This is a genomic window from Metabacillus litoralis, from assembly GCF_003667825.1.
GTDB classification, from domain to species: domain Bacteria; phylum Bacillota; class Bacilli; order Bacillales; family Bacillaceae; genus Metabacillus; species Metabacillus litoralis_B.
Map to the genome: position 1 here is coordinate 2,574,694 of NZ_CP033043.1, position 26,624 is coordinate 2,601,317.

Sequence of the window (26,624 nt, forward strand, 5' to 3'; positions counted from 1 at the left end):
AGAGGAAAGATAAAAGTCAATTCTGTATAGCATGGGGCGGAATTACGTTGATATAGAGAGAGCGAGTAGATACACTTGGATTTTAATTTTAGTAGCCTTTAAAAGTGGTACGTATGAAGATCGTATTCCTTTACTTTTCTCTAGCTTTTGGTCTTCATCGACCTTATGAACGACACTACAACGGCCTTTCCTCTTCGCTCTGTCGTTCATCCCCCTTATGAACGACACTTCACCTCTCTTTCCTCTTCGTCTTGTCGTTCATCCCTCTTCGACCTCCACTGGGATTTCCTCCTCATCTTGCCGTACAGATCCAAATACTCTCCCCAAAAAATTAGGCGCGAATTCCTAAGAATCCGCGCCTAATCTATAGTCTCTTATCATGAAGTTAAACGAACTTCTTCTACCTTTACAGTCTCTTCCATCACTCTTACAAACTGACCCTCATTGAATGGGTAGCCGGCTTTTGTGATTTTGACCTTGACGATTTTTCCGACCATTTCCTCATTTGCTGGGAATACAACTTTTAAATAATTGTCTGTATATCCAACATATAAGTTTTCGTTTGTTTCTTCTTTGTATCTTTCTTCAGGAATTATTTCTAATACTTCATTTTCAAATTGTGAAGCATATTCTTTAGCTAATTGATCTGAAAGTTCAATAAGACGGTGAACACGTTCATTTTTTATGTCCTCGTCTACTTGATCTTCCATACGTGCGGCAGGTGTGCCTGTACGTTTAGAATAAGGGAACACATGTAGCTCAGAAAACTTATGTTTTTTAATAAAGTTATAAGTTTCCATAAACTCTTCTTCCGTTTCACCTGGGAAGCCAACGATAACGTCAGATGTAATCGCTAAGCCAGGTAATGCTTCTTTTAAACGCTCAATGCGCTCAGCAAAGAATTCCATCGTATATTTTCTACGCATGCGTTTTAGGACAGTATCAGAGCCTGACTGAATTGGAATGTGTAGATGACGAACCACTTTGTCAGAGTTTTGAAGTACCTCAATGACTTCATCAGAAATCTGACTTGCTTCAATCGAAGAAATACGGATACGTTTTAGACCTTCTACTTGCTCGTCTAAGTCTCTTAAAAGCATAGCTAGGTTATAGTCCTTTAAGTCCTCACCATATCCACCTGTGTGAATTCCTGTTAAGACGATTTCTTTATAACCCGCATCTACGAGTTGTTGAGCTTGTGCAACTACCTCTTTAGGGTCACGAGAACGCATTAAACCGCGAGCCCAAGGAATAATACAAAAAGTACAGAAGTTGTTGCAGCCTTCTTGAATTTTTAATGAAGCTCTTGTACGGTCTGTGAATGAAGGAACATCAAGTTCTTCATAAACACGTGTTTTCATAATGTTTCTAACGCCGTTAATTGGCTTTCTTTCTTCTTTGTATTGCTCAATATACTCTAGCATTTTTACACGGTCTTGAGTTCCAACCACAATATCAACACCTGGAATTGCCATGATTTCAGCTGGAGAAGTTTGGGCATAACATCCTGTTACACAAATAACACCATCCGGATTTTTTCGAATGGCACGACGAATCACTTGACGACTTTTTTTATCACCAGTGTTGGTAACTGTACAAGTATTAATAACATATACGTCTGCAACACGTTCATAGTCAGTACGTTCATAGCCAGCTTCTTTAAAGAGCTGCCATATCGCTTCTGTTTCGTAATGATTTACTTTACAACCTAATGTATGAAATGCAACTGTAGGCATGATCTTCACCTCGATAGTTCGAAATTATAGGAAACAGCAGATAATAAATACAACGGTGCTGTCTCAGTTCTTAATATTCTTGGGCCAAAACTACAAATAATAAAACCAGCTTCCTCGAGTTTTGAAACCTCTTTTTCTGTTAATCCACCCTCAGGTCCAAACACAGCAAGCATGGATCCTCCAACCTGAAGTTCATCAAAGGCTTTAGCCAGGTTTTTCTTTTCTCCCTGTTTAGCAGACTCTTCATAAGCCACAATTTTTACATCGAAGCCTTTTGCTAGAGAAATCAGTTCGTGAAAATCACATGGTTCACTAATTGTTGGAATTATATTGCGGTATGATTGCTCTGATGCTTCCTTTGCGATCTTGGACCAACGCTCAAGCTTTTTGCCGACCTTTTTAGTCTCAAGCTTTACAATTGAACGAGCAGCATTAAAAGGGATAAATGAAGAAGCACCTAATTCGGTGCCCTTTTGAATAATCCACTCAAGCTTATCCCCTTTAGGCAACCCGCTCGCAATGGAAATAGAAACTGGTAATTCATGATTCACTGTCATCCATTCTAATACAGAACAACTCACTTGGTCATTGGTAATTTCAACAATTTCACAAAGTGCTTCAAAACCATCCTTTGTACAGCAGACAACCTTATTACCTGGTTGCATACGCAATACACGTGAGATATGGTGTACGTCGTCACCTGTAATAAAGATATCTCCCTCAATATTTTCTTTTGCTGTATTTATAAAATATCGTTGCAAAGGGATTCCCTCTTTCTTTACTTCTTTTTCGCGATAAACGCAACCCAATCTTCCATGACCATTGTTTCTTCAATCACAAAACCAGCATTTTGCAGAGCATCTTTTACTTCATTTTTCTTGTTTTGAATAATACCTGATGTAATAAAAGTTCCGTCTTGTTTCAATACTTCATATGCTTTATCAATAAAGCGAACGATAATTTCAGCAAGAATATTGGATACAATTAAATCAACTGGGCCTTCAACACCGTCAAGGAGATTTTTTTGAGAAACATTGACAATGTTTTGTACTTTGTTAATCTTACAATTTAAGCGGGCACTATCAACTGCCACTTGATCTAAGTCATATGCATCAATACTTTTGGCACCAAGTAAACCAGCAGCAATACTTAAAACACCAGATCCTGTTCCTACGTCAATAACTGTATCGTCCTTTTGAACAGTACGTTCTAATGCTTGTATACATAATACAGTAGTAGGATGTGTTCCTGTTCCAAAGGCCATTCCTGGATCTAGCTCTATGATTAATTCATCTGAACTTACAGGTTCATAGATCTCCCAAGTTGGAACAATCGTAAACTTTTCAGAAATTTTAACAGGGTGGTAATATTTTTTCCAAGCTGTTGCCCATTCTTCTTCATTTACTTCACTTATTGTAATATGATTTCTTCCGAGATCGATATCATATACCAGTAGATTATTGATACCAGCTTTTATGCCCTCAACGGTTTCACCAAGAAAACTATTAACAGGTAAATAAGCCTTTACAACAACACCTTCTTCTGGATAATCGGTTGGATCTAGTTGGTAGATTTCGCCGAGGGATGTACTCCGTTCCTTCATTAAGTCAGCTAAATCCTCAATGACCACACCACTTGCTCCAGCTTCATGCAAAATATTAGAAATGGGTTCCACCGCTTCTTGTGTTGTATGGATGCTTAATTCAGACCATTTCATATCTACCAACTCCAATCCTTAACCTTAAATATTAGTCACCTTTGAACGCTCGTTTTACTTTATCAAAAAAGCTTTCTTCATGTTCATCAGGTTTTGCCCCACTGATTTCAGCAAATTCTCTCAACAAATCTTTTTGTTTTTCTGATAAATTCGTAGGAGTTAGCACACGTAAAATCACATATTGATCTCCTTGGCCATAGCCTCTTACATTCGGTACTCCCTTACCAGAAAGACGGAATTTTTTACCTGTTTGTGTTCCAGCAGGTACTTTAAGTTTTACCTTACCGTGTAATGTTGGAACCTCAATTTCATCTCCAAGTGCAGCTTGAGCAAAGGTTAATGGCATTTCACAATAGATGTCGTCGCCATCTCTTTCAAAGAATTCATGTTCTCTCACATGGAAAACAACATACAGGTCCCCTGGAGGTCCACCATTTACTCCTGGCTCCCCTTGTGCAGAGACACGTAGCTGTTGACCATCATCAACACCTGCAGGAATTTTCACTTGAATTTTTTTGCGTTTTTTCACTTTACCTGCTCCACGACAAGTTCCACATTTATGCTTAATGATTTTACCTGTTCCTTCACAGTAGTGACAAACTCTTCGATTGACAATACGACCGAACGGGGTATTTTGTTCAACACTTTGTTGACCGCTACCGCCACAATGCGAACATGTCTCAGGGGACGTTCCTTTTTGAGCACCCGAGCCATCACATGTTTCACACGTTTCTTCACGTGGGATTTCAATTGTAGTTTCTTTACCAAAAACAGCTTCTTCAAAATCCAGCGTCATAGTATATTGTAAGTCGGCACCTTGTCTTGGAGCGTTAGGATCTCTTCTTCTTGTGCCACCGCCAAAGATTGAGCTAAAAATATCTTCAAAGCCAAAACCATCGCCACCGAAACCAGCGCCGCCACCAAAGCCTTGATTTGGATCAGTATGTCCAAATTGATCATAATGAGCTTTCTTTTGATCATCACTTAATGTTTCATAGGCTTCTGTAATTTCTTTGAATTTTTCGTCTGCATCTGCTTCTTTGTTGATGTCTGGATGGTATTTCTTTGAAAGCTTACGATAAGCCTTTTTTATCTCATCCTTACTGGCGTTCTTACCTAAACCGAGCACATCATAGTAATCACGCTTGCTCATAATTTCTCACTCCCGATTTTCTCACATAAGGTAAATTGTATCACTCAAAAGAGAAGAAAAGCAACATATTGTTACTGCTTATAACAAGCCTTTCACTTTTACAAAAAAAGTCAAAGTCAAGACCTACCCTGACTTTGACTTTTCACCTTAATATGACTTATTTTTTGTCGTCATCATTTACTTCTTCAAACTCTGCGTCAACAACATCGTCAGCTGTTTTATTACCAGCTTCTCCACCTTGCTGAGCCTGAGCTTGTTGTGCTTGCTCATATAGTTTCACTGAAAGCTCTTGTACAATTGTTTGAAGAGCCTCTTTTTTCGCTTTGATTTCTTCTAATTCGTTTTTCTCAATTGCTGCTTTTAAAGCATCTTTTGCTTCATTCGCTTTTGCAACCTCAGCTTCGTCTACTTTACCTTCAAGATCTTTTAGTGTTTTTTCTGTTTGGAACACTAATTGATCTGCTTCGTTACGAAGTTCTACTTCTTCTTTACGTGCTTTATCTGCATCTGCGTTTTCTTCAGCTTCTTTAACCATACGGTCGATTTCATCATCTGATAAACCAGTGTTTGATTTGATTGTGATCGCTTGTTCTTTGTTTGTGCCTAAGTCTTTTGCACGAACATTAACGATACCATTTTTGTCGATATCAAATGATACTTCAATTTGAGGTACTCCACGTGGTGCTGGCGGAATATCTGTTAATTGGAAGCGACCTAAAGTTTTGTTGTCAGCTGACATTGGACGCTCACCTTGAAGTACATGAATATCTACTGCTGTTTGGCTATCAGCTGCAGTTGAGAACACCTGTGATTTACTTGTTGGGATTGTTGTATTACGTTCAATAAGCTTCGTAAATACGCCACCCATCGTTTCAATTCCAAGTGAAAGTGGAGTAACGTCAAGTAATACTACGTCTTTTACGTCTCCAGTAATAACTCCACCTTGAATTGATGCACCAAGTGCTACAACTTCATCAGGGTTTACGCCTTTATGAGGCTCTTTTCCTAATGCTTTTTTAATTGCTTCTTGTACAGCCGGAATACGAGTTGATCCACCAACAAGGATAACTTTATCAATTTCACTAGCTGAAAGATCAGCATCGCTTAACGCTTGGCGGACAGGTCCCATTGTTCTTTCAACTAAGTCTGAAGATAACTCGTCAAATTTAGCACGTGAAAGGCTTACTTCTAAGTGAAGTGGACCAGCTTCTCCAGCTGTGATAAATGGTAATGAGATTTGAGTTGATGTTACACCTGAAAGATCTTTTTTCGCTTTCTCAGCAGCATCTTTTAAACGTTGCAGGGCCATTTTATCTTTAGACAGGTCAATGCCGTTTTCTTTTTTGAATTCAGCTACTAAGTAATCAATGATAACTTGGTCAAAGTCATCTCCACCTAAACGGTTGTCCCCAGCAGTAGAGCGAACTTCAAATACACCATCACCAAGCTCAAGTACTGATACGTCAAACGTACCGCCACCTAAGTCATAAACAAGAATTGTTTGATCTTCATCTGTTTTATCTAAACCATATGCTAAAGCCGCAGCAGTTGGTTCGTTGATAATACGTTCAACTTCTAAACCAGCAATTTTACCAGCATCTTTTGTTGCTTGACGCTCAGCATCATTGAAATAAGCTGGAACCGTGATAACTGCTTTTGTTACCGGCTCACCTAAATATTCTTCTGCATAAGATTTTAAGTGTTGAAGAATAATGGCTGAAAGTTCTTGTGGTGTGTAATTTTTCCCTTCAACTTCTACTTTATGGTCAGTACCCATATGACGTTTGATTGAGATAATTGTGTTAGGGTTTGTGATAGCTTGTCGTTTTGCTACCTCTCCAACTTGACGTTCGCCGTTTTTGAAAGCAACTACAGAAGGAGTTGTACGGTTACCTTCTGGATTTGGGATCACTTTCGGTTCTCCGCCTTCTAAAACTGCGACACATGAGTTTGTTGTACCTAAGTCGATACCGATAATTTTACTCATAGATAGAACCTCCTAATATGTAAGTTATGATAATTATTGATTTACTTTAACCATTGCAGGTCGAATGACTCGATCCTTCAATCTATATCCTTTTTGCAGTTCTTCAATGACAGTATTAGAATCATAGTTTTCATCCTCAACTTGCATAACTGCTTGATGTAGATGTGGATCAAATTGTTCACCAACTGATTTGATTGTTTCTACACCTTCATTTTGTAAAGCTTGAACTAATTGGTTGTACACCATGTTCATTCCTTGTAGCAATGATTTGGTTTGATCATTGCTTGCTTCTATTTGTAACGCTCTTTCAAAGTTATCAAGAGCAGGTAAAATTTCAGAAACTAAGCTTTGTGCACGATACTTTTGAGCAGCCTCTTGATCTAAGCGAGCACGTCTTCTAAAGTTGTCAAAGTCTGCTTGAGCTCGAAGCATTTTGTTTTCTGTTTCATCAAGCTTTGCTTGTAGTTCAGAAATTTTAGCAGCTGACTCATCAACTACTTCAGTTTCTTCTACTTGAACATCATCTGCATCTACAATTTCAGCATCTGATTCGACATTTTCAACTGTATCTACTGTTTCTTCTTGTTCTGCAACGTTTTTTTCATTTGACACGATCTTTCACCTCCCTTAAAGAAAGATATATATATATCTAGTATTTATAAGCATGGGAATCGGATGGAATAGCACTCATTCCATCCTTATCAATATAACCAAGCTTATGAACCATGATACAAGTCAGTAAGAGTTTTAGACAGGTCGCGTGTCATTCTAGTTAATAAACTTACAACACGAGAATACTCCATTCGAGTAGGACCAAGCACCGCTATTGTACCTAACTGGTTATCTCCTAATGAATAGGTGGCGGTAATTAGACTGCAGTTTTCCATTGCTGAAAGGTCATTTTCCTTACCAATTTTTATCGAAATACCTGCAGAATTTGCTTTTAATAGTCCATACAACTCTTTTTCTTGCTCAATCATTGTTAAAAGTGACCGGATTCTCCCAATATCTGAAAACTCCGGTTGACTGAGCATATTTGTTTTACCACCAAAATAAATTTTCTCATTTGACTCTAAGTTTAATGAACCAGCCATGATCTTTAATAGCATGTCATAGTTCTCAATATGATTCTTCAAGACAGTAACAACCTCTTTAAAGATCTTATTCTGGAGATCAACCAGTGGTACACCTACTAATCTTTCGTTAAGAATGTTTACCATCTTTTCAATATCACTTGGCTCTAGTGAATCTGGGAAAGTAATTGTACGATTTTCAACATGTCCAGTATTTGTGACAATGATCGCAACTGCAGTTTCCTTACTAATTGGCACAATTTGGATTCGCTTTAATCGATTTTCATTCACTTTCGGTCCTAATACAATCGATGTATAATTTGTCATTTCCGACAAAATTTGTGCTGATTTTTGAACAACCTTTTCCAGTTCAAAAATTTTCTCAGCATATATAGATTTAATTTGAGTTACTTCTGTTTTTGTTAATCTCTGTGGAGAAAGTAAATGGTCCACATAATAGCGATATCCCTTCTCAGAAGGAACACGTCCTGAGGAACTGTGTGTTTTCTCGATAAATCCCAGGTCCTCTAAGTCAGCCATATCGTTCCTTATAGTAGCCGAGCTAAACGTAATTTCGTCTTTTTTCGCTAATGATCGAGAACCAACAGGCTGAGCTGAATGAATAAAATCATCAATGATGACTTGAAGAACCAACAATTGGCGATCTGTAAGCACTATTCATCACCTCTGTTAGCACTCTTATATAGCGAGTGCTAAATATATATAAAAAGTTATCAAAACCAAAATAAATTGTCAATTATAAAATACTTGATTTATCAATGAAAAGCTCACATTTTTTAATAAAGTTGTGGTTATTACGAAATTAAAAATTCTTGGAAAACTTCATTGCCTAATAGCTTTCCTTTATGAGTAAGAAAAAGGGATTCATCGTCATTTACTAGTAGTCCTTGTTTAACGAGTTTTTGGATTTGGCTACCGAATTTTTCTTCCAATTTAACTGAAAATCTTTCATAAAAAATTTCCTTGTTAACACCTTTTACTATTCGTAACCCAAGAAACATTTGCTCTTCCATTTCTTCTTCTTTGCTCACTTCTGTTTGTGTAGAAAAAGCTGTCCCAGATTCATCAATTTTCTCCATATACTTTCTAATTGGACCAACATTGGATGTTCTTACTCCATTAACATATCCATGTGCACCTGCACCAAAACCATAGTAATATTCGTTGTTCCAATACGTTAGATTATGCTGACTTTCATATCCTGGAATGGCGTAATTACTTATTTCATATTGCTTATAGCCATGCTTCTCCATTTCTTCCATTGCCAATTCATACATTTGCGCCTCATGCTCCTGAGGTGGCAGTGTTAATTTTCCTTTTTGCATTAAATTATAAAACACTGTTTTCGGTTCAATGATTAAAGAATATGCGGAGAAGTGTTTTACATTTAGGGTAAATGCAGTTTCCAGCGTTTCTCTAAATTGCTCGATTGTTTGTCCAGGCAGTGCATACATTAAATCGAGACTTAAATTATCAAACCCTACCTGTTCAGCTTGTTTTATTGTACGAAATACATCATCTTTTCGATGTACTCGTCCAATTTTATTGAGAAGCTCATTGTCAAAACTTTGAACCCCAATACTTAAGCGATTAACTCCTGCATTTTTTAACACTTCCAATTTTTCTATAGAAAGTTCCCCAGGGTTTGCTTCAACTGCGAATTCAACAAGTTCATTTGTTGACAGCAGCTCGGTCGAAATACCTTCAAGAAGTCGATCAAGTTGCTTTGCCGATAAGGCTGTAGGAGTACCACCACCAATAAAAATGGTTTTAAGCGGCTCCTGTTGTTTATTAATTTCCTTAGCGTGATGCATTTCTGTTATAAGACTTTCAATATATTCATCAACTGGTTGTTGTTTGAAGAAGACCTTATTAAAATCACAATAATGACAAATATGATGGCAAAAAGGAATATGAATGTACGCGGATCTAATCATTTTTTCACCTTCTAATTAAGAAGCCGCAGACATCGCTGCGGCATCCATTTTCTTTCATATAACTAAGAGAACTTATTATAGCATGTATCCGATACTATCTAAAAGAATCAGCTTTCATCCATACGCAATACAGCCATAAAGGCTTCTTGTGGTACTTCAACAGAACCAACTTGCTTCATTCTCTTTTTACCTTCTTTTTGTTTTTCTAATAACTTACGCTTACGTGAAATGTCGCCACCGTAACATTTAGCAAGTACGTTTTTACGCATCGCTTTGATTGTCGATCTTGCCACAATCTTTTGACCAATCGCAGCTTGAATCGGCACTTCGAAATGTTGACGCGGGATGAGTTCTTTTAGTTTTTCAACAATAATTTTTCCACGGTCATATGATGAGTCACGGTGCACAATAAATGATAACGCATCAATCTTCTCACCATTCAATAGTATGTCCATTTTAACTAGAGTTGATGTTTTATAACCAATTAATTCATAGTCAAAGGAAGCATAACCTTTTGTATTCGATTTTAATTGATCAAAGAAATCATAAACAATTTCAGATAATGGGATTTCGTAATTAATATTAACCCGATTTTCATCAAGATATTGCATATCAATGAAATTTCCACGTTTCTTCTGACAAAGCTCCATGACAGCACCAACATAATCATTTGGAACCATTATTGACGCTTTTACATAAGGCTCTTCAATACGGTCAATCTTTTGCGGATCAGGCATATTTGCTGGATTATCGACTCTTAAAGTTTCACCATCTGTTAAATGAACATCATAGATAACACTTGGAGCTGTAGTAATTAAATCAATTTTGAATTCACGTTCAATGCGTTCTTGTATAATTTCCATATGAAGTAGTCCTAAAAATCCACATCGGAAACCAAATCCTAAAGCCTGTGACGTTTCTGGCTCAAATTGAAGAGACGAATCGTTTAGCTCAAGCTTTTCTAATGCATCACGTAAATCATTATATTTAGCCGTATCAATTGGGTAAAGACCACAAAACACCATTGGATTTAACTTACGATAACCCGGAAGTGCCTCAGTTGCCCCATTTTTTGCATTCGTAATTGTATCACCAACACGAGTGTCTCCTACGTTTTTAATAGCAGCTGTTAAAAAGCCAACATCTCCTACATTTAATTCTTTTAACTGGACAGGTTTAGGATTGAATACCCCTACCTCAGTTACTTCAAATTCTTTACCAGTTGCCATCATTTTAATTTTTTGCCCTACTTTAACCGTTCCTTCCACAACACGAATGTATGCAACAACACCGCGGTAAGCGTCATATAAGGAGTCAAAGATAAGAGCTTTTAACGGCCCTTCAGGGTCACCTTGTGGTGCAGGTACTTTTTCTACAACCTGCTCTAATATCTCTTCAATACCAATTCCAGCTTTAGCAGATGCTAAAACTGCTTCAGATGCATCTAAACCGATTACGTCTTCAACCTCTTGACGAACACGTTCAGGGTCAGCACTTGGTAAGTCAATTTTGTTAATAACAGGAAGGATTTCCAAATCATTATCAAGCGCTAAATATACATTTGCAAGAGTTTGAGCTTCAATTCCCTGAGCTGCATCAACTACAAGAATTGCTCCTTCACATGCTGCAAGGCTTCGTGAAACCTCGTACGTAAAGTCGACATGTCCTGGAGTATCGATTAAATGGAAAGTGTATTCCTCTCCATCTTTCGCTTTATATTTTAATTGAACGGCATTTAATTTAATCGTTATTCCACGCTCGCGTTCAAGATCCATTGAATCTAACAGCTGATTCTTCATTTCACGCTGAGTTAAAGCTGATGTTTTTTCTAAAATACGATCTGCTAGAGTCGATTTACCGTGGTCAATATGAGCAATAATCGAAAAATTCCGGATTTTCGACTGCCTTTTTAATTTTTCTTCTCTATTCATAATATGTTTTCACTCCTACATAGCTTACAAATACACTATTTCTCATTATATCAATTGACATATCAAGATTCAATGGATAAAAACGGAGGATGAACCGTTGTTGTACTAAAAAAGCCGACAGTTATTAATTGCCATTAGTCTAGCATGGCGATTATTTGTCGGCTTTCTTATTATTCTAGTAAACCACTTAACCAATTCGTTACCATATCCAATATTGTCGATACTCCATTACTAACAATACCTGCAAGCTGTTTACCGATTTGAGAGAAGAAGTTAAAGGCTTCAATTTGTTCAAGCTGCTCCTGTTTTTTTTCAAGATCCTGACTGGTTACTTCGTTTCCTAGAATAGAGGCAGCGACATCACCTGATTCACTGTCAACTTGAAAAGCACCTTGCAAATCAGGATCATTGTATCCTTTCATTTTGATCATGCCTTGGTTTGCTTGCTGCATGCCAACTAACACGCCAAATAAAAGCACAGAACATAAAACAAAGCATTTAAACATGAATTTAATCATCTTACTTCCCTCACAATGTGTTTTACTTTTTTTCAGCTGATGAATCACCATTTACTTTTTCTGCTTGCCAATAATACTCGCTAAATACATCAGCTACAGCTGAAACTGTGTTTTTAAGTTCCTCCAGATTATTGTCAACCCCACCAAATTCTAAGAGCATAGCGTTTTTAGAGAGATCCTGATTATAAACTCCGTTATATCCTTTTCCTCCTTGCTCGAAGATCCCGCGACTTAATCCAGGGTATTTCTTTTCCAATAAGTCATGAAGGTCTTTAGCTAACTTTTCATTTTTGTCAGCTGTTGGATTATCTCCACCAATCACAAATGCTAGTTTGGCATATGATTTATCCCCAATTTTTATAGTAGTGACACCTTTTCTTTGTGAATCACGATGAATATCGATCATATAATTTAAGTTACGATTACTAGCCATTGCACTTTCAACGATTGGCCTTGAGGCAGTATATGACTTTGCATAATTCCAACCTTTTTGCTTTAAGCTGGCTTGTACATCTGTTTTTTCTACATGTGAACCTATTCCTTCATCTTGAAGAGCTTTACCTAATAACTCGCTAACAATTGTGACGTTTGCTTTAGAGTGAATAGCGCGATTAGGGTCACTTTCTCCTTCTAGTAACGGAAGATATGATTCAGTGTTATGAGTGTTATATATATAAACGACCTTTTTATCTCCTGTAGTAAGAGAAGGAGGAGCTTTTGGCTCTTCGTCTCCAGAATTTACAGCTTCATTCTTTGTAATAGATGCTTCTCTTTCTTGTTCTAACACCTCTGTAGGCGGTGGAGATTCGTATGGCATATTTGTATAGTTTGTCCCGTCCCCAGCCACAACAATTTCACTATCAAACAGAGAGAATCCTGGTAGCTCTCGTCCTAGCAAGCTGCGTGGGTCATCAGGGTTAATACTCGTGGCAACTTTAAACATAATCGAAGATAACTTAATTGGTTCTGCATGTTCCGGTAATGCAGAACTAAAAAAGCGGTTTTCAGCACCTAATAATTGAAGAAAAGCCTCACTATCAATATTTCGTGTTAAATCATTGATTGATGAGGAGGTTAAACGATATTCAGGTTTTAATGACGTTAAAATACCTGAAAGTAAAAAGGTCATGAACAAAACAATGAAGCTAACAACGATTCCTTTTTTTATGCTTGTCCCATTTAAGGTTACAACCATATTGCGACTTGTACTAGAACGCTTCATTTCATAAAAAACCTCCTTATGCTTGTCTACTAAAATGTATGACAAAGCATAAGAAAGTAGAACAATCTGTTTTTTTTCTTATGAACCATTCTATTTTAACTAGTGTGTATAAGCACCTGAATTATCTTGGTCAACCTGCTGATGAAGTGCAGAATTTAATCCACTAGCTATAACATTCGCCATATCGTCAATGAACATATCGACTTCCTTCGGCGTGACCATTAAATTATGCCCAAGTGGTGATAGCACTTCATGAATAAGCTTCCTTTTTTCGTCTTCCTCTAGTCCTCCGACTATTCCTAAAAATTGTTGACGATGCTCATCACTTGGTAAGTCATCATCCGTTAGTACTCGACGTTCTCCAAAGCTCATTCCTGCTGGTGTTAACGATCTTGACGGTTTATTCCCTTCATTTAACTCTCTCCCAAAATGCTTTAAAATATAGTCAATGGTATCACTTGTAATTGAAACAGCATCAACTACTGTTGGAATACCGATTGCAATGACAGGAATGCCAAAAGTTTCCTTACTTAGCGCTTTTCGCTTATTGCCAACACCCGAACCAGGATGGATGCCTGTATCAGATATTTGAATTGTTGTATTTACTCGCTCAATTGATCTAGCCGCTAAGGCATCAATCGCAATAACAAAATCAGGCTTTGATTGCTCAATGACTCCTGAGATAATATCGCTTGTCTCAATACCTGTTAACCCCATGACTCCAGGTGCTAATGCACTAACAGGACGAAAGCCTTCTTCTACATTTTCAGGCTGTAATTTAAACAAATGTCTTGTAATTAGTAAATTTTCAACTGCTAACGGACCAAGTGCATCTGGTGTGACATTCCAATTTCCCAACCCAACAACTAAACAGCTAGCATCTTTTGGGATATTACTATCTGCAAGAAATTGACTAAATAATTTCGCAAACACATCTATCACTTTTTCTTGCAGTTCAGTATCTTTCTGTCTAATTCCTTGGACTTCCAAGGTTAAATATTTGCCAGGCTTTTTCCCAACAATTTTTGACCCTTCTTCATCAATATCCAAGGAAGAGATACTAACTCCTTCTTCGTCCCATTCCTTAATTACAACACCAGAAATATCTGATGAATTTTCTGCTTCAGTTTGCTCAAGCGCCATCGCTCGTGCTTCTACCGCTAAATCTGTTCGAACAGAATAATTACTTAAATCTAGTGATTTACCCATAACTATACCTCCCAAATTCATTCCTACTGCTTATCTTTTCCATTATTCTGGTGAAACATTCTTTTGGAATGGAGATCGTTTCGCTGAAAGATAAAAAATTACATGCTTTCAATGTATTTTCCTTTACATTAGTATTGCAATATGAGTGGCTGTTTGATAGAATATCTTTTGTTCATGTAAAGGAAATGATCGAGCTAAATAGATCTCGATGAACTTCTTAGGAGGTGAAAGATATGCCAAATATTAAATCTGCAATCAAGCGTGTTAAAACTAGCAATGAGCGTAATGCACATAACTCTGCTATTAAATCTACAATGCGTACTGCAATTAAAAGAGTAGATGCTTTAGTTTTAAATAACGATGCTGATAATGCAAAAGCTGCACTTGTTGAAGCTAACAAGCAAATCGATAAAGCTGCACAAAGTGGTTTAGTTCATAAAAACACTGCTGCTCGCTACAAATCTCGTTTAGCGAAAGCTGTTAACGGATTAACTGCATAATGATAAGAATGGTTGTCAATTTGCTTCATGCAAACCTAGACAACCCTTTCTTATACATAAAAAACGATCCAATAAGAGGATCGTTTTTTGTTTAATCGTTTTTAAATAATTTTAACAAAAACAACTCTAGTAAAAGTTGTTTATCTTTTTTCCCTGTTTTCATTTCATAATCAGCCTCAGCAAGCTCCATTAATATATGCGCCAATTCCTCTGTTTGAAATAGTCGAGCCTGTTGTAATGCAAGCTTTACTCTAAATGGATGGACTTTTACGGTCGAAGCAATCTGCTGTTGACCGTACCCAACAGTTGACAGCTCTTTCACATGTAAAATTAAGCGAAATTGTGTTACAAGCAAGGAAAGAATTTTAATGGGTTCTTCATTATTTTTTAATAAATCATAAAATATTTGTAAGGCCTCTTTGCTTCTTCGGTAAATAACATGCTCAATTAAATCAAAAATGTTTTGCTCTAAGGTACGTGCCACTAGTAAGTTTACCGTTTCAACTGAAATGATTCCACCCTCACCTACGTAAGTGCTAAGCTTTTGTAGCTCTTGGTGGATCGCCATCAGGTCTCCAGCAGTTAACACAAGCAATTGTTCTACTGCTGCCTTTTCTAACTCCACTCTTTGTTCCTGTGCCACGTTCAGCATCCACTTTATTGCTTCATCATCAGATAGTGATTTCATCTCAATCACAACAGATTGCTTTTTCAATAATTTTGTTATTTTCTTTCGCTCATCTAATTTTTCATATGGAGCAACAAACACAACAATTGTGTAGGGGGCAGGAGAATTTATGTATTGTTCAAGTTTTTCAACACGATGTTCTAGCTTTTCTTTTTTCTTTTCACTCGTTAAAAAGACTGGATTTTTTATAATAACAACACGCTTTTCCCCCATAAAAGGTAACGTTTCCGCATCTTCAATTGCCGTTTCCACTGGTGTTTCTTCCATATCATATACAGAAAGATTAAAATCCTTTTCTTCTTCCAAAAGAGAAGCTTGTACGATATGACGAAGTGTTTCCTGCATCAAAAACGACTCTTCTCCAACTAATAGATAAACTGGTTGTACTTTTTTATTCTGAATATCTTTCCATACATTAAAAATCATGTTCATTCTCCAATCGTTCGTTTCACTTTATTTATCGTAAAATGAAACAACAGCTTTGGCAAGTAGTAAAGAAAAAGTGGATACTTTATAAGGGTGTTCTTTTATACAAAATGAATAAGGGAACTAAAAACACTTTAGTTCCCTTTTATCTATGTGAACGCTTCGATTCAGGGCCTAGGTACCAGAATTCGAAGCGATGCTCCAATGTAAGTGTTATTTATTGTGACCAATATAAAATGAACTATAATTGATTGTTACTAACATTGTTGGAAATTGCCGCCTTTTGTTATTCGCTCAGTCACCATATCAACTCGAGCCTTTAATGGGAAGATGGTGTAGATTTTTTTATAGTAATCGCTTATACTAAAATTGATATAGGAGGGGTAACAGTGAACGAATTTGAAAAGAACGTCCAAAGTAAACGTAATGATGCTATTGATTCAGGTGTGGGATTCGTTGTTTCATTTGGATTTTTCGCGACAATTTTCATCATTGCGACTGTTGTTAAATTAATCTCTGCTTAAGTGATGACACGATTACATAGAGACTGCTGCTGCAGTCTCTTTTTCGTTTATCATTTTACTTCATCGTATGGCGGATGAGTAAAAAACGTTCCTGCATTTCCTTTATATTCGTATAAAATTCCACCTTGAAGATCGGTTCTAAAAATAGATATTTGTCTTCTTCTCAACTTTTCCATTACTTCATCATGCGGGTGTTGATATCGGTTTTGATAACCAGCCGAAATGATCGCAATGGATGGTCTTAATTGATCTAATAGTTGATCAGAAGTTGAACCTCTACTTCCATGATGGCCAATTTTCAATACATCTACTTTTAAATTTGGATATGCCAACATCATTTTCTCTTCACTTTTCATTTCAGCATCTCCGGTAAATAACCATTTTAAGCCACCTATTTCCGCTACCAACACCATGGAATCATCATTCTTACTATCAGTTAAGGTAGAAGGAGACAAAATACGAAACATAAAACCCTTATATAGTAATTGATCACCAGCTTCAACAACTCTTATGTTCATTTTCTTCTCTGTCGCAATCTTAACAATCTCATTTTCAAGCTCTCCCCTTATAAATCCTTTTGGTATAACAAGCTCATCCACATTTAATTTATTTATGATTCTTAAGGCTTCCCCAATATGATCCAGGTCGCCATGTGATAAAAATATTCCATGAAGTTTTGTTACCCCTATTGACTTTAAATAAGGAATGGTAGTGTCTTCAGCTATAGAATAAACATTCCTTCTTAACTCCCAGTCTTCTGATGGAAAAGTCATTTTCCCACCTGTATCAATCAAAAAATTCCCTTTGTTGAATGGAAGTTGAATAAAAATAGAGTCACCTTGTCCAACATTGATCACCATAACTCTTCCCTGAGGATTGATATATGAGAGGTGCAAATGTATGAAAAAAAGAAGGAGCAATCCACAAAACGGTTTATACAAAGACTTTAATGTGGGATTCTTTTCAAAACGAAGGAATAAAACAATTGATGTCATACAATAGAGGATAATAAAAAAGAGTGAAGGCTTTCCAGTCGTCAATGTGGTAAAAGATATGTTAGCAGCATTTAAGACAAGCCGATGGGAATAATCCAAGATAATGTGTAATAGTGAAACCAGTGGCATTCCAAGTGTTGATGAAAATGAAACTAAAACGGTTGCCAGAATAGATAAAGGCAAAATACATATTGAATAAAAAGGTACAAAAATCATATTCAAAGGTAAACTAATGAGTGATACCTCAAAAAAATGATACAGGATGAGAGGCATCGCACAAAGTTGAGCAACAGCTGAAACAATGAACAGCCTTACAAAGGCATTGGAAAACAATGAAATTACTTTTGATGAAAGTAATAATCCAAGACTAACAATATATGATAATTGAAAACCAACTTGAAACAAATAATATGGATTAATCAAAAGTAAAACTAAACATGTAAAACTGATCACATCTGTTGCAGTAAACTTTTTATGAACAAGCCCAATGATAAAATAAAGGACAACCATAAAGGATGCTCTTATAACAGATGGTGAGCCACCGGTTAAAATCATATAAACCGGAAGTAATATAATCAAGATTTTCTTTGAATTTTCATGTGTTATACCTAAATAAATGAATAGAAAGTAAGCTCCACCGACTAATAAACCCACATGTAAGCCAGATATCGCTAACAGATGGACAATACCTAATTTTTGGTAAGCGACTTCCACTTTTTCATCAAGTAAACGCCTTTCTCCAAAAAGGAGGGCTTGTACAATTCCTTCGGACGAACTCGGAAATTTCTCCTCAATTAACGTTAGTCCTTTTTCTCGATACTTTTGAAGTAGAGTCATCACGTTAAATTCACCTGCGTGACAACTGTGAATATCAGCTATTTTAAATTCCCAATGAATATGGTGGTCATGAAGATATTGTTTATAATCAAAAGCGTTAGGCATTGTTGGGGATTTTGGTCCTTCTAATTCACCTTTAAAAACGCAAACATCACCTGTTTTTATTTTCTGTAAGGAGTTTTTCACTTCCAATGACTTGATTAAATAGGAATAAGTTAATTTCTCCCCTATTTCAGTTTTAATGATTCCTTTCACATAATTCCCATCAATTACCGGAGTTGAGTTGACCGTGCCCGTAGCCTGATACTCTCCTTCATTCAGCTTTGTTTGATTTTGAGATTCTGTAAGAAAATAGGTGGAAAGATAGATAAGAATGACGATCAAACTAAGGAAACTGAGGGGAGATTTAAACTTTAAATGGAGATAAATAAGAAAGGTAATTGTAAAGAAAAGAGAGAGCGGGTGGAAATGAAAACGCCCCATTGTTATGGCTAAACAAGCTGCTATTGCGAGGAAAAGAAAATGACCTTTAATAAGCTTAACCACCTTAATATGATGAATTTGTTAACTTTGGATAAAAGATTTATTAGAAAGCAATTGCCATTAAACAATTGCTTTCTTAAACTGTTTTATTACGAAAATAAGGCTTTTGCTTCCTTTTTTAAGCGTTTTATCTCTTCGTCACTCTTCTGTGATTTCTCCAGCTTGTCCAGTAGTTCAAACACAAACGCTTCTTTTTCCTTATTTTTGTTCTCAAAAGATGTGTTCTCTAGATTAACATGCTCTACTTTCACATTTGCTTGTTGAAATAACTCAATTGCATAAGGATGGTTTTTATAGTCAACCGCATAGTATACGGTTTTAATACCAGCCTGAATAAGTGCTTTACAACATTGAAGACATGGAAAATGAGTCACGTAAATCTCAGCCCCATCTGTTGGTACCCCAAACTTCGCACATTGCAGCAGTGCATTCATTTCAGCATGTATGGTTCTAACACAATGATTATCAATAACATAACAGCCCTCATCTGAACAATGTACACCACCTGCTATAGAACCATTATAACCACCTGCTATTATTCTTTTATCTCTAACGATTGTGGCTCCAACGGCTAGCCTCGTGCATGTACTCCTCATGGCTAGTAAATGACTTTGTGACATAAAATATTGATTCCAGGATATTCGACTCATGCTGCTACTTCCCCCACTCGACATTTTTCTTAAACCTAGTTTATCGGGAAATGCAAATATTCGTCAATTCAAACTTTTGTTAAGTTTAATTAACAGTAACTTCTTCTTTTAATTTCTCTAATGATTTTTCTCCAATTCCCGATACTTCTAATAACCCTTCAATCGATTTAAAGTGACCGTTTTCTTCTCTATATGAAATAATAGCCTCAGCCTTTGCAGGTCCAATACCTGACAGTGTTTGAAGCTCCTCACTTGTTGCAAGGTTAATATTGATTTTCTTAGGGCTGTCCTTATCTTCGTTAGTAGTCTGAAATGGATTTTCCTTATTTTCACCGATTTGCGGAATATAAACTACCATCCCATCTTCTAATGAAGAAGCAAGATTTACGGCCGCTTCATCAGCTTGATCACTCAATCCTCCAGCTTTTTCAATAATTTCATGTACTCTTGCATTAGCTGAAATCTCATAAACCCCAGGTGTTTGAACAGCCCCCTTTACATCAATAACGATGGTGGATGCTTCTGAATTCTCACTTGTTTTCTGTTCACCCTTAGTTGTTTCATCCGGCACACTTGTTTCCATATAGGCACCTTCAACATTTGTTGTCACAAGTTCAGATGAGGCTTGGATATTAAAAAAATAATAATAAAGTATAGTTACTGCTAATAAACTAACTAACAGGATAATCCATTTTTTGTATTTTTGGACGATACTCATCAATAAAACTCCTTTAAAAATTAATCATAAAACATCACTACAAAACATATCGTGTATGAGAGAATTGCATTCTAAGGAGGGGATATACTTTGAATGTAGGTTTTGTTGGAACAGGAAATATGGGGAGAATATTAATTGAATCATTTATTGAGTCGGGTGCAATTAAACCCTCATTCATTTATATGATGAATCGAACGATGTCTAAAGCTGAAGCGATAAAGAGTTTATATCCAAAAACAAATGTGGTAGAAACAGCTGAGGAAGTAGTAAAACATTCTGATTTAATTTTCATTTGTGTCAAACCATTAGATATTCACCCCCTTTTAAAGAGTCTTGACCACCTTTTAACACCTAATAAATGCATAATATCCATAACTAGTCCTATTAATGTTGATCAACTAGAATCACTTGTAGAATGTCAGGTTACAAGAGTGATACCAAGTATAACGAACCGGGCTTTCTCCGGGGTTTCGCTAATTACTTACGGAAATTCGTGTCATAAGGAGACAAAAACAACAATTGAAGAATTATTTGAACAAATTTCAAATCCTGTTCAAATTGAAGATGATATTACCAGAGTATCTTCTGATATCGTTAGCTGTGGGCCAGCTTTTTTCAGCTATTTACTTCAACGATTTGTAGATGGTGCAGTTGCGGAAACGAATATAACCAAAGAGCAGGCTGTTCTTTTGGCAAGTGAAATGATCGTTGGTATGGGCAAGTTGTTGGAAACAGAAATATATACCCTTCCTACTCTACAAGATAAAGTATGTGTAAAAGGTGGGGTTACTGGTAAAGGAATCAAAGTATTGGAAGATGAAGTGGGAGAAATGTTTGAAAAAATATTTCAAGCAACACACGAAAAGTATTATGAAGATATAGAAGAAGTGTCTGTTCAGTTTAGCAAGATTCCAAATAAGTAATTCTCTATCAGAAAGATAAACTCCTTCTATGTTATAAAAAAATTTTCAGGTGAACTCTTATTAAGAGTTCACCTTTGTTTTTTTACAAATAAAGAAAATTCTTTCTGCTGAAGAATGCGGTTGACTTTCTACTTGAAAATCACTACAAATTTTTAAAACCTGAAAAGAAGCTGCCGCTAATAAAGAAGTATATTCCTCAATTGAGTATGTTCGTTGGTAGTGTACTTCATCATAGCGCTCATAGAGTTGTTCACGTCTAACAAAAAACGTCATATCGTGTTCAATACTGTGTTCTTCGTCGCCTAAAAAGGAATTCCAAATAAAGCTAACTTCTTCATCTTGATCAGCAAAAGTATGGTTTGCAAAAACATGATGAATTTTATGTATAGAATGGACATCAAAAATAAATAAACCATCCTCTTCAAGCTGTTCAAAAACAGAGTGAAAGGTTGCCTTAATATCCTCTTTTGTTTCTAAATAATTTAAAGAATCACAACAGATTGTCACAACATCAAAAAGCTTAGGAAAACCATTTAATTTTCGCATATCCTGCTTGAGAAATAATAAATTGACTTTGTTCCTCTCAGCCTTTGATTGTGCAACGGTCAGCATATCTTCACTAAGATCGACACCTGTTACCTCTAAATTATTTTTCGCTAAGGATACCGCTATTTCACCTGTTCCACAGGCTACATCTAAAAGAGTAGTTGCTCCCTTATGATACTTTGCTATAGAGTCCTGAATAAACCCAACCCACTGATCATAGGGAGCATCTTTCATTAGATGATCATAAATATAGGCAAAGCCTTTATAAATCATTGTTCTAGCTCACTAGTGAGATCCTCTGTTGGAGCATCTCCCCATAAACGCTCTAAATTATAATAGCCTCTTTCATCTTTATGAAAGACATGGGCAACGACATCACCTAAGTCAATTAGAATCCATCGAGCTTCATCAAAGCCTTCAAGTCGTTTGACATTCATACCTGTTTCTTCCGCTTGTTCTTTTATTTCTCTAGCAATAGCTTGTACCTGTTTATCTGAGTTTCCGTGGCAAATAAAGAAATAATCGGCTATAAGGGAAATTCCATTCATGTTTAGTGCAATAATGTCCTCTGCACGCTTACTGTCTGCTGCTTTTGCTACTGTTGTTAAAATATCTCTACCTGTCATTAACTCGATTTTCCTCCTTTTAAAACTAAAGAATTGTATGTTTTAATCGTATCTGGATAAATAGCTTGATTTTTTTTAAGTAAGAATGTAATCGTATTTTGTAAAGATTTGATTAATGCCTGATCCAGACTGGTCTTAGCAAGCTCTCTTACTTCCTCCACACCAGGAAATTGTCTACCTGGTTCTATATAGTCTGCCACATAAATGATTTTTTCAAGCAATGTCATATCAGGACGCCCAGATGTGTGGTATTTAATTGCCTTTAAAACCTCTTTATCTTTAATGCCTACTTCTTTTTTTACAAGATAGGCACCAACGGGAGCATGCCAAAGCTCACTATTATGTTCTAACAATTTTTGGGGCATATCTTGTTCTTCAATAATTTTTTTCATTTCTTTTTTTGGTCTGAACTTAGCATAATCGTGAAAAATAGCTGCTGTTTCTGCCTTCTTGACATCTCCCCCGTACAATTCAGCCAAGGAAATAGCTGTCTCCATGACACCCAGTGTATGAACATAACGATGCTCTGTTAATTGCTCAGCAACAATTTTCAAGGCTTTATCACGTTCCATATAAATGATTCTCCTCTATATATCTTTTCACATTGTTCGGCAGAAGATAATCAGTATTTCCATTTTTTCTTAAACGTTCTCTCAACATTGTTGAAGATACCTCAAACTGAGGAATTTCAACCTCAGTAACCGGGTATAAAGTGCTTGTCTTAAATCCAGCTCTTTTCACTCCAACAAAAGTAACTAGCTTAATAATCTCATCTATTTGATGCCATTTTGGTAAATACTCAATCATATCTGCCCCTATTATAAAATAAAAACCATATTCAGGAAATTCTTCAAGCAGCAATCTTAATGTATCATATGTATAAGATGGACCTTCACGTTCTAATTCAATTGTATTTACTTCAAAATGTTGATGATCTTTAATAGCAAGCTTAAGCATATTAAGCCGATGTTTACTATCAGTAAAATGCTCAGTTTGTTTATGAGGAGGAATTTGGTTAGGAATAAACCATATTTCCGATAATTGCAAAGCATGTAAGACTTCACTAGCAATTAATAGGTGGCCCAAATGCGGTGGATCAAATGTTCCACCTAGTATTCCTATTTTCTTTTTCATTCCCCATCCCCCCATAGATTAATTTGGTAAACGGATTTGTTTATTCTCTCTAGATTCTTTATACAAAACAATCGTGTTTCCGATGATTTGTACAAGTTCAGCTCCTGTACCTTCTACAATCTGTTCAGCGACTGTATTTTTATCTTCTTCACAATTTTGTAGTACAGATACTTTAAATAACTCACGTGCTTCTAGTGCATCTGATAGTTGATTAATCATATTTTCATTCACGCCACCTTTTCCAACTTGAAAAATTGGGTTTAAATGATGGGCTTCTGAACGTAAAAATCTTTTTTGCTTTCCTGTTAGCATGATGTACCTCCTAGTTTGTTATGAACAATTGCTGACATTTTTTCAATTGATGGAGTTTTTCCTGTCCATAAGTCAAACGCAAGGGCTGCTTGATGAACAAACATCCCAACACCCGTATGAACGGTTAATCCAAGGGATTTTGCCTCTTTTAAAAGGGCGGTTTGAATTGGATTATAAATAATATCACTTACTACCGCAGATTTTTTGGCATTATTCAATGAGATTGGTTTTTGATCAACATTTGGATGAAGCCCAACGGCAGTGGTTTGAATAATAATGTCATACTCTTGAATCGTTGCTTTAGCCTCTTCTAATGATAAGGCTTTGCTTGTGTTTAAAAAAGGGCATTCTTCAATTAATTCCTCAGCTTTTGAAATCGTCCGATTACATACATCAACATGTTGAGATCCAGAATTCGTAAGTGTGAGATAAATTCCTCGAGCTGCTCCCCCTGCACCAATAATTAGTACCTTATTCTCTGAGAGAGGTTTTTTAATTACTTCTTTTAATGACTGAACATATCCATTACCATCTGTATTATGACCAATCAATTGTCCATTTTCATTAACTACTGTATTAACTGCTCCTGCAATCTTTGCAGTTTCATCCAGTTGATCTAAATAAGGAATAATTGATATTTTATGTGGAATTGTTACATTAAACCCCTTAATATCAAGGGTTTTCAATGCTTGAACAGCTTCTTCTAGACGGTCTGGCTCAACATGAAACGCATGATAATGACCATCTAAATTATTTTCTTTGAATGCATCATTATGAATAGCTGGTGACATCGAATGCTCAACCGGACACCCAATTAAACCGTATAACTTCCCCATATCTATCATCTCTCCCCGATTAAATTAATGATTTTCTTAACGTAACATTAACTCCCTTTGGGGCATAGGCAACGATTTTTTTTCCAGGATTATTAACAGTCACCCACCCCAAACCTGAAAAGACCACATCTGTTTTCCCTTCACTAATTGAAAATTCATGAGGAATTAGTTTCGGAAAGGTTTCAACCTCTTCTTTTCGTGGTGGTGTTAATAATTCTCCTGCATGCTTTTCATACAAAGAATCTGCATTTTCTAGCTTTGTTCGATGGATTGTTAATTCATTCGGAATATAGCAAACCAATGCTTCTCTTCCACCTGCTACATAATCCAGTCGAGCCAACCCACCGAAATACAATGTTTGACTTTCATTTAATTGAAAAACTTTTGGTTTGATTTCTTTTTTTGGACTTAAAAGCTTTAAATCGCGTTTATCAACATAATGAGCCATTTGGTGGTGATTAATGATTCCTGGAGTGTCGTATAAAGATGCCCCATTGTCCAGTGGAATTTCTATCAAATCTAATGTTGTACCTGGATAATGTGAAGTTGTGATGACATCATTGACACCTGCTACTTCTTTAATCATTCGATTAATAAAGGTCGACTTTCCAACATTTGTACAGCCTACTACATACACATCTTGTCCATCACGGTATTCATCAATTAATTCAGCAACCTCTCTAATACCGTGGCCTCTTGCAGAGCTTACTAAACAAACATCGATTGGCTTTAAGCCTAATTCCTTTGCTTCTCTCTTCATCCAATTGATCAGCTTTTGTTTTTTAACTGATTTCGGTAATATATCACTTTTGTTTCCTACTAATAATATTGGATTACCTTTTACAAAGCGTTGAATTCCTTGCAACCAACTTCCGCTAAAATCAAATATATCAACAATTTTTACAATTAATCCATTTGTTTCACCTATGCCATGTAAAATCTTTAAAAAATCATCATCTGTAAGTGAAACATCCTGTATTTCATTATAATTTTTTAAGCGAAAACATCTTTGGCAAATGATCTCTTCTTTTTCTAATGCACTCGGTGGAGCATACCCCAAAATCTTAGAGTCTTCGGTTTGAATGGCTACTCCACAACCTATACATGAAAATTGTTGCTCTGACACGTTTTTATTCCTCCCATTGAATCATACCTTTTCGCTTCAAGTTTTCCATGATTCTCCGTTCTATCATGCGATTAATTCTTGTGAAAAAACCATCTGTTGAAGCAACTGGAACGACCAAAATCGTTTGAAAGCCATTACGGTTTCCACCTAACACATCTGTTAAAAGCTGGTCACCAATCACAACGACTTCATCTTTTTTTAAGTTCATATCCCTTACAGCTTTTAAAAATGCCTTGCCCATTGGTTTTCTAGCCTTATATATAAAAGGGATTGAATGAGGCTCCGAGAATGCCTTTACACGTTGTTCGTTATTATTGGAAACAATTGTAATCTTCATTCCTAGATCTTTTACCTCTTTAAACCATTGGAGCAACTGTGGAGTTGCATTTGGGCGGTCCCATTCGACAAGTGTATTATCTAAGTCTGTAATAATTCCCTTTATTCCACTATCTTTTAATTTCTTAGGAGAAATATGAAAAATACTTTTTACATATTCACCTGGTAAAAATAACTGTAGCATGAGTTTTGACACCTCATTATTCATTTTTTTGCCATCTTACATCATAACGAATTTGACACATACTTTCAAAACAAAATTAAAGTATATGTACAAAAGCTAGAAAAAATACCAAAAACTTTTCGACAAATTCCGACCCTCTTCAACAGGTGTGGATAATATTATACACATTATCCCCCTTGAAATACCTCATTTTATCCACCTTATAAACAACATACC

At 36.2% G+C, this 26,624-nt stretch carries 27 protein-coding genes; 3 read left to right on the top strand and 24 right to left on the bottom strand.

The genetic code is table 11. The features are described 5' to 3' along the window. Positions 1-377: 377 nt before the first annotated feature. From mtaB to gpr, 12 genes are all read right to left on the bottom strand, one after another. Positions 378-1,736: a tRNA (N(6)-L-threonylcarbamoyladenosine(37)-C(2))-methylthiotransferase MtaB gene (gene mtaB, locus D9842_RS12875; RefSeq protein ID WP_121662888.1), complete on the bottom strand. Its 1,359-nt coding sequence runs from the start codon at positions 1,734-1,736 to the stop codon at positions 378-380. A 5-nt stretch (positions 1,737-1,741) separates the two neighbouring features. Next, positions 1,742-2,497, bottom strand: a complete 756-nt coding sequence (locus tag D9842_RS12880) for a 16S rRNA (uracil(1498)-N(3))-methyltransferase (protein ID WP_121662889.1) — start codon at positions 2,495-2,497, stop codon at positions 1,742-1,744. Positions 2,498-2,514: 17 nt separating this feature from the next. Then, positions 2,515-3,453, bottom strand: a complete 939-nt coding sequence (prmA, locus tag D9842_RS12885; RefSeq protein WP_121662890.1) for a 50S ribosomal protein L11 methyltransferase — start codon at positions 3,451-3,453, stop codon at positions 2,515-2,517. Between the two features lie 31 nt (positions 3,454-3,484). After that, positions 3,485-4,606, bottom strand: a complete 1,122-nt coding sequence (gene dnaJ, locus D9842_RS12890) for a molecular chaperone DnaJ (RefSeq protein ID WP_121662891.1) — start codon at positions 4,604-4,606, stop codon at positions 3,485-3,487. A gap of 157 nt (positions 4,607-4,763) precedes the next feature. After that, complete coding sequence (gene dnaK / locus D9842_RS12895) at positions 4,764-6,593, bottom strand: molecular chaperone DnaK (protein ID WP_121662892.1); 1,830 nt, start codon at positions 6,591-6,593, stop codon at positions 4,764-4,766. Between the two features lie 33 nt (positions 6,594-6,626). After that, positions 6,627-7,205: a nucleotide exchange factor GrpE gene (gene grpE, locus D9842_RS12900; protein WP_121662893.1), complete on the bottom strand. Its 579-nt coding sequence runs from the start codon at positions 7,203-7,205 to the stop codon at positions 6,627-6,629. A gap of 104 nt (positions 7,206-7,309) precedes the next feature. After that, positions 7,310-8,341, bottom strand: a complete 1,032-nt coding sequence (gene hrcA, locus D9842_RS12905; RefSeq protein ID WP_121662894.1) for a heat-inducible transcriptional repressor HrcA — start codon at positions 8,339-8,341, stop codon at positions 7,310-7,312. Positions 8,342-8,481: 140 nt separating this feature from the next. After that, positions 8,482-9,621 (bottom strand): radical SAM family heme chaperone HemW, encoded by a 1,140-nt coding sequence (hemW, locus tag D9842_RS12910; protein ID WP_257536070.1) that lies wholly within the window; start codon positions 9,619-9,621, stop codon positions 8,482-8,484. 110 nt (positions 9,622-9,731) lie between these two features. Next, positions 9,732-11,555, bottom strand: a complete 1,824-nt coding sequence (lepA, locus tag D9842_RS12915; protein WP_285843002.1) for a translation elongation factor 4 — start codon at positions 11,553-11,555, stop codon at positions 9,732-9,734. Positions 11,556-11,725: 170 nt separating this feature from the next. Continuing rightward, positions 11,726-12,073, bottom strand: a complete 348-nt coding sequence (locus D9842_RS12920) for a YqxA family protein (RefSeq protein ID WP_121665059.1) — start codon at positions 12,071-12,073, stop codon at positions 11,726-11,728. 22 nt (positions 12,074-12,095) lie between these two features. Beyond that, the gene (gene spoIIP, locus D9842_RS12925; RefSeq protein WP_121662897.1) at positions 12,096-13,295 is read right to left on the bottom strand and encodes a stage II sporulation protein P; all 1,200 of its coding nucleotides are present in this window, start codon (positions 13,293-13,295) and stop codon (positions 12,096-12,098) included. 99 nt (positions 13,296-13,394) lie between these two features. Beyond that, the gene (gene gpr, locus D9842_RS12930; RefSeq protein WP_121662898.1) at positions 13,395-14,504 is read right to left on the bottom strand and encodes a GPR endopeptidase; all 1,110 of its coding nucleotides are present in this window, start codon (positions 14,502-14,504) and stop codon (positions 13,395-13,397) included. Positions 14,505-14,737: 233 nt separating this feature from the next. Between gpr and rpsT the strand changes: the two genes are divergently transcribed. Continuing rightward, complete coding sequence (rpsT, locus tag D9842_RS12935) at positions 14,738-15,004, top strand: 30S ribosomal protein S20 (RefSeq protein WP_121662899.1); 267 nt, start codon at positions 14,738-14,740, stop codon at positions 15,002-15,004. A gap of 91 nt (positions 15,005-15,095) precedes the next feature. Here rpsT and holA read toward each other — a convergent pair whose 3' ends face one another. Further along, on the bottom strand, positions 15,096-16,118 hold the full coding sequence (gene holA / locus D9842_RS12940) for a DNA polymerase III subunit delta (RefSeq protein WP_121662900.1): 1,023 nt from the start codon (positions 16,116-16,118) through the stop codon (positions 15,096-15,098). 389 nt (positions 16,119-16,507) lie between these two features. Between holA and D9842_RS12945 the strand changes: the two genes are divergently transcribed. After that, on the top strand, positions 16,508-16,642 hold the full coding sequence (locus tag D9842_RS12945; protein ID WP_121662901.1) for a YqzM family protein: 135 nt from the start codon (positions 16,508-16,510) through the stop codon (positions 16,640-16,642). A gap of 50 nt (positions 16,643-16,692) precedes the next feature. Here the strand turns inward: D9842_RS12945 and D9842_RS12950 are convergent, their stop codons facing one another. The 3 genes from D9842_RS12950 to D9842_RS12960 form a co-directional block, all read right to left on the bottom strand. Next, on the bottom strand, positions 16,693-18,957 hold the full coding sequence (locus D9842_RS12950; RefSeq protein ID WP_121662902.1) for a DNA internalization-related competence protein ComEC/Rec2: 2,265 nt from the start codon (positions 18,955-18,957) through the stop codon (positions 16,693-16,695). A gap of 149 nt (positions 18,958-19,106) precedes the next feature. After that, entirely contained in the window at positions 19,107-19,667 is a 561-nt protein-coding gene (locus tag D9842_RS12955; protein ID WP_121662903.1) for a ComE operon protein 2, read from the bottom strand. 85 nt (positions 19,668-19,752) lie between these two features. Further along, on the bottom strand, positions 19,753-20,385 hold the full coding sequence (locus D9842_RS12960; RefSeq protein WP_121662904.1) for a helix-hairpin-helix domain-containing protein: 633 nt from the start codon (positions 20,383-20,385) through the stop codon (positions 19,753-19,755). Positions 20,386-20,474: 89 nt separating this feature from the next. On the opposite strand from D9842_RS12960, the gene comER reads away from it, so the two are divergent. Continuing rightward, positions 20,475-21,308, top strand: a complete 834-nt coding sequence (comER, locus tag D9842_RS12965; protein WP_121662905.1) for a late competence protein ComER — start codon at positions 20,475-20,477, stop codon at positions 21,306-21,308. A gap of 60 nt (positions 21,309-21,368) precedes the next feature. Here comER and D9842_RS12970 read toward each other — a convergent pair whose 3' ends face one another. Genes D9842_RS12970 through D9842_RS13005 form a run of 8 tightly spaced genes read right to left on the bottom strand, consistent with a single transcriptional unit; the run spans position 21,369 to position 26,408 of the window. Beyond that, positions 21,369-22,127: a class I SAM-dependent DNA methyltransferase gene (locus D9842_RS12970; protein ID WP_121662906.1), complete on the bottom strand. Its 759-nt coding sequence runs from the start codon at positions 22,125-22,127 to the stop codon at positions 21,369-21,371. Further along, complete coding sequence (gene rsfS, locus D9842_RS12975) at positions 22,124-22,480, bottom strand: ribosome silencing factor (RefSeq protein ID WP_121662907.1); 357 nt, start codon at positions 22,478-22,480, stop codon at positions 22,124-22,126. Before rsfS ends, D9842_RS12970 begins: the two co-directional genes overlap by 4 nt. After that, positions 22,480-23,052, bottom strand: coding sequence for a bis(5'-nucleosyl)-tetraphosphatase (symmetrical) YqeK (yqeK, locus tag D9842_RS12980; protein ID WP_121662908.1), 573 nt, complete (start codon positions 23,050-23,052; stop codon positions 22,480-22,482). Before yqeK ends, rsfS begins: the two co-directional genes overlap by 1 nt. Then, entirely contained in the window at positions 23,042-23,614 is a 573-nt protein-coding gene (locus D9842_RS12985) for a nicotinate-nucleotide adenylyltransferase (RefSeq protein ID WP_121662909.1), read from the bottom strand. The genes yqeK and D9842_RS12985 overlap by 11 nt, the downstream gene beginning before the upstream one ends. A gap of 18 nt (positions 23,615-23,632) precedes the next feature. Next, on the bottom strand, positions 23,633-23,926 hold the full coding sequence (gene yhbY / locus D9842_RS12990) for a ribosome assembly RNA-binding protein YhbY (RefSeq protein WP_121662910.1): 294 nt from the start codon (positions 23,924-23,926) through the stop codon (positions 23,633-23,635). Continuing rightward, entirely contained in the window at positions 23,920-24,762 is an 843-nt protein-coding gene (gene aroE / locus D9842_RS12995; protein ID WP_121662911.1) for a shikimate dehydrogenase, read from the bottom strand. The genes yhbY and aroE overlap by 7 nt, the downstream gene beginning before the upstream one ends. Before the next feature lie 19 nt (positions 24,763-24,781). Then, positions 24,782-25,888, bottom strand: coding sequence for a ribosome biogenesis GTPase YqeH (yqeH, locus tag D9842_RS13000; protein WP_121662912.1), 1,107 nt, complete (start codon positions 25,886-25,888; stop codon positions 24,782-24,784). Positions 25,889-25,892: 4 nt separating this feature from the next. Further along, entirely contained in the window at positions 25,893-26,408 is a 516-nt protein-coding gene (locus tag D9842_RS13005) for a YqeG family HAD IIIA-type phosphatase (RefSeq protein ID WP_373995109.1), read from the bottom strand. Positions 26,409-26,624: the final 216 nt, after the last annotated feature.

Coding starts and splice junctions, on each gene's coding strand:
- mtaB (WP_121662888.1), bottom strand. CDS start 1,736: ATGCCTACAGTTGCATTTCATACATTAGGTTGTAAAGTAAATCATTAC.
- prmA (WP_121662890.1), bottom strand. CDS start 3,453: ATGAAATGGTCTGAATTAAGCATCCATACAACACAAGAAGCGGTGGAA.
- dnaJ (WP_121662891.1), bottom strand. CDS start 4,606: ATGAGCAAGCGTGATTACTATGATGTGCTCGGTTTAGGTAAGAACGCC.
- dnaK (WP_121662892.1), bottom strand. CDS start 6,593: ATGAGTAAAATTATCGGTATCGACTTAGGTACAACAAACTCATGTGTC.
- lepA (WP_285843002.1), bottom strand. CDS start 11,555: ATGAATAGAGAAGAAAAATTAAAAAGGCAGTCGAAAATCCGGAATTTT.
- D9842_RS12920 (WP_121665059.1), bottom strand. CDS start 12,073: ATGATTAAATTCATGTTTAAATGCTTTGTTTTATGTTCTGTGCTTTTA.
- spoIIP (WP_121662897.1), bottom strand. CDS start 13,295: ATGAAGCGTTCTAGTACAAGTCGCAATATGGTTGTAACCTTAAATGGG.
- gpr (WP_121662898.1), bottom strand. CDS start 14,504: ATGGGTAAATCACTAGATTTAAGTAATTATTCTGTTCGAACAGATTTA.
- rpsT (WP_121662899.1), top strand. CDS start 14,738: ATGCCAAATATTAAATCTGCAATCAAGCGTGTTAAAACTAGCAATGAG.
- holA (WP_121662900.1), bottom strand. CDS start 16,118: ATGATTTTTAATGTATGGAAAGATATTCAGAATAAAAAAGTACAACCA.
- D9842_RS12950 (WP_121662902.1), bottom strand. CDS start 18,957: ATGGGGCGTTTTCATTTCCACCCGCTCTCTCTTTTCTTTACAATTACC.
- D9842_RS12955 (WP_121662903.1), bottom strand. CDS start 19,667: ATGAGTCGAATATCCTGGAATCAATATTTTATGTCACAAAGTCATTTA.
- D9842_RS12960 (WP_121662904.1), bottom strand. CDS start 20,385: ATGAGTATCGTCCAAAAATACAAAAAATGGATTATCCTGTTAGTTAGT.
- D9842_RS12970 (WP_121662906.1), bottom strand. CDS start 22,127: ATGATTTATAAAGGCTTTGCCTATATTTATGATCATCTAATGAAAGAT.
- rsfS (WP_121662907.1), bottom strand. CDS start 22,480: ATGACAGGTAGAGATATTTTAACAACAGTAGCAAAAGCAGCAGACAGT.
- yqeK (WP_121662908.1), bottom strand. CDS start 23,052: ATGGAACGTGATAAAGCCTTGAAAATTGTTGCTGAGCAATTAACAGAG.
- D9842_RS12985 (WP_121662909.1), bottom strand. CDS start 23,614: ATGAAAAAGAAAATAGGAATACTAGGTGGAACATTTGATCCACCGCAT.
- yhbY (WP_121662910.1), bottom strand. CDS start 23,926: ATGCTAACAGGAAAGCAAAAAAGATTTTTACGTTCAGAAGCCCATCAT.
- aroE (WP_121662911.1), bottom strand. CDS start 24,762: ATGGGGAAGTTATACGGTTTAATTGGGTGTCCGGTTGAGCATTCGATG.
- D9842_RS13005 (WP_373995109.1), bottom strand. CDS start 26,408: ATGCTACAGTTATTTTTACCAGGTGAATATGTAAAAAGTATTTTTCAT.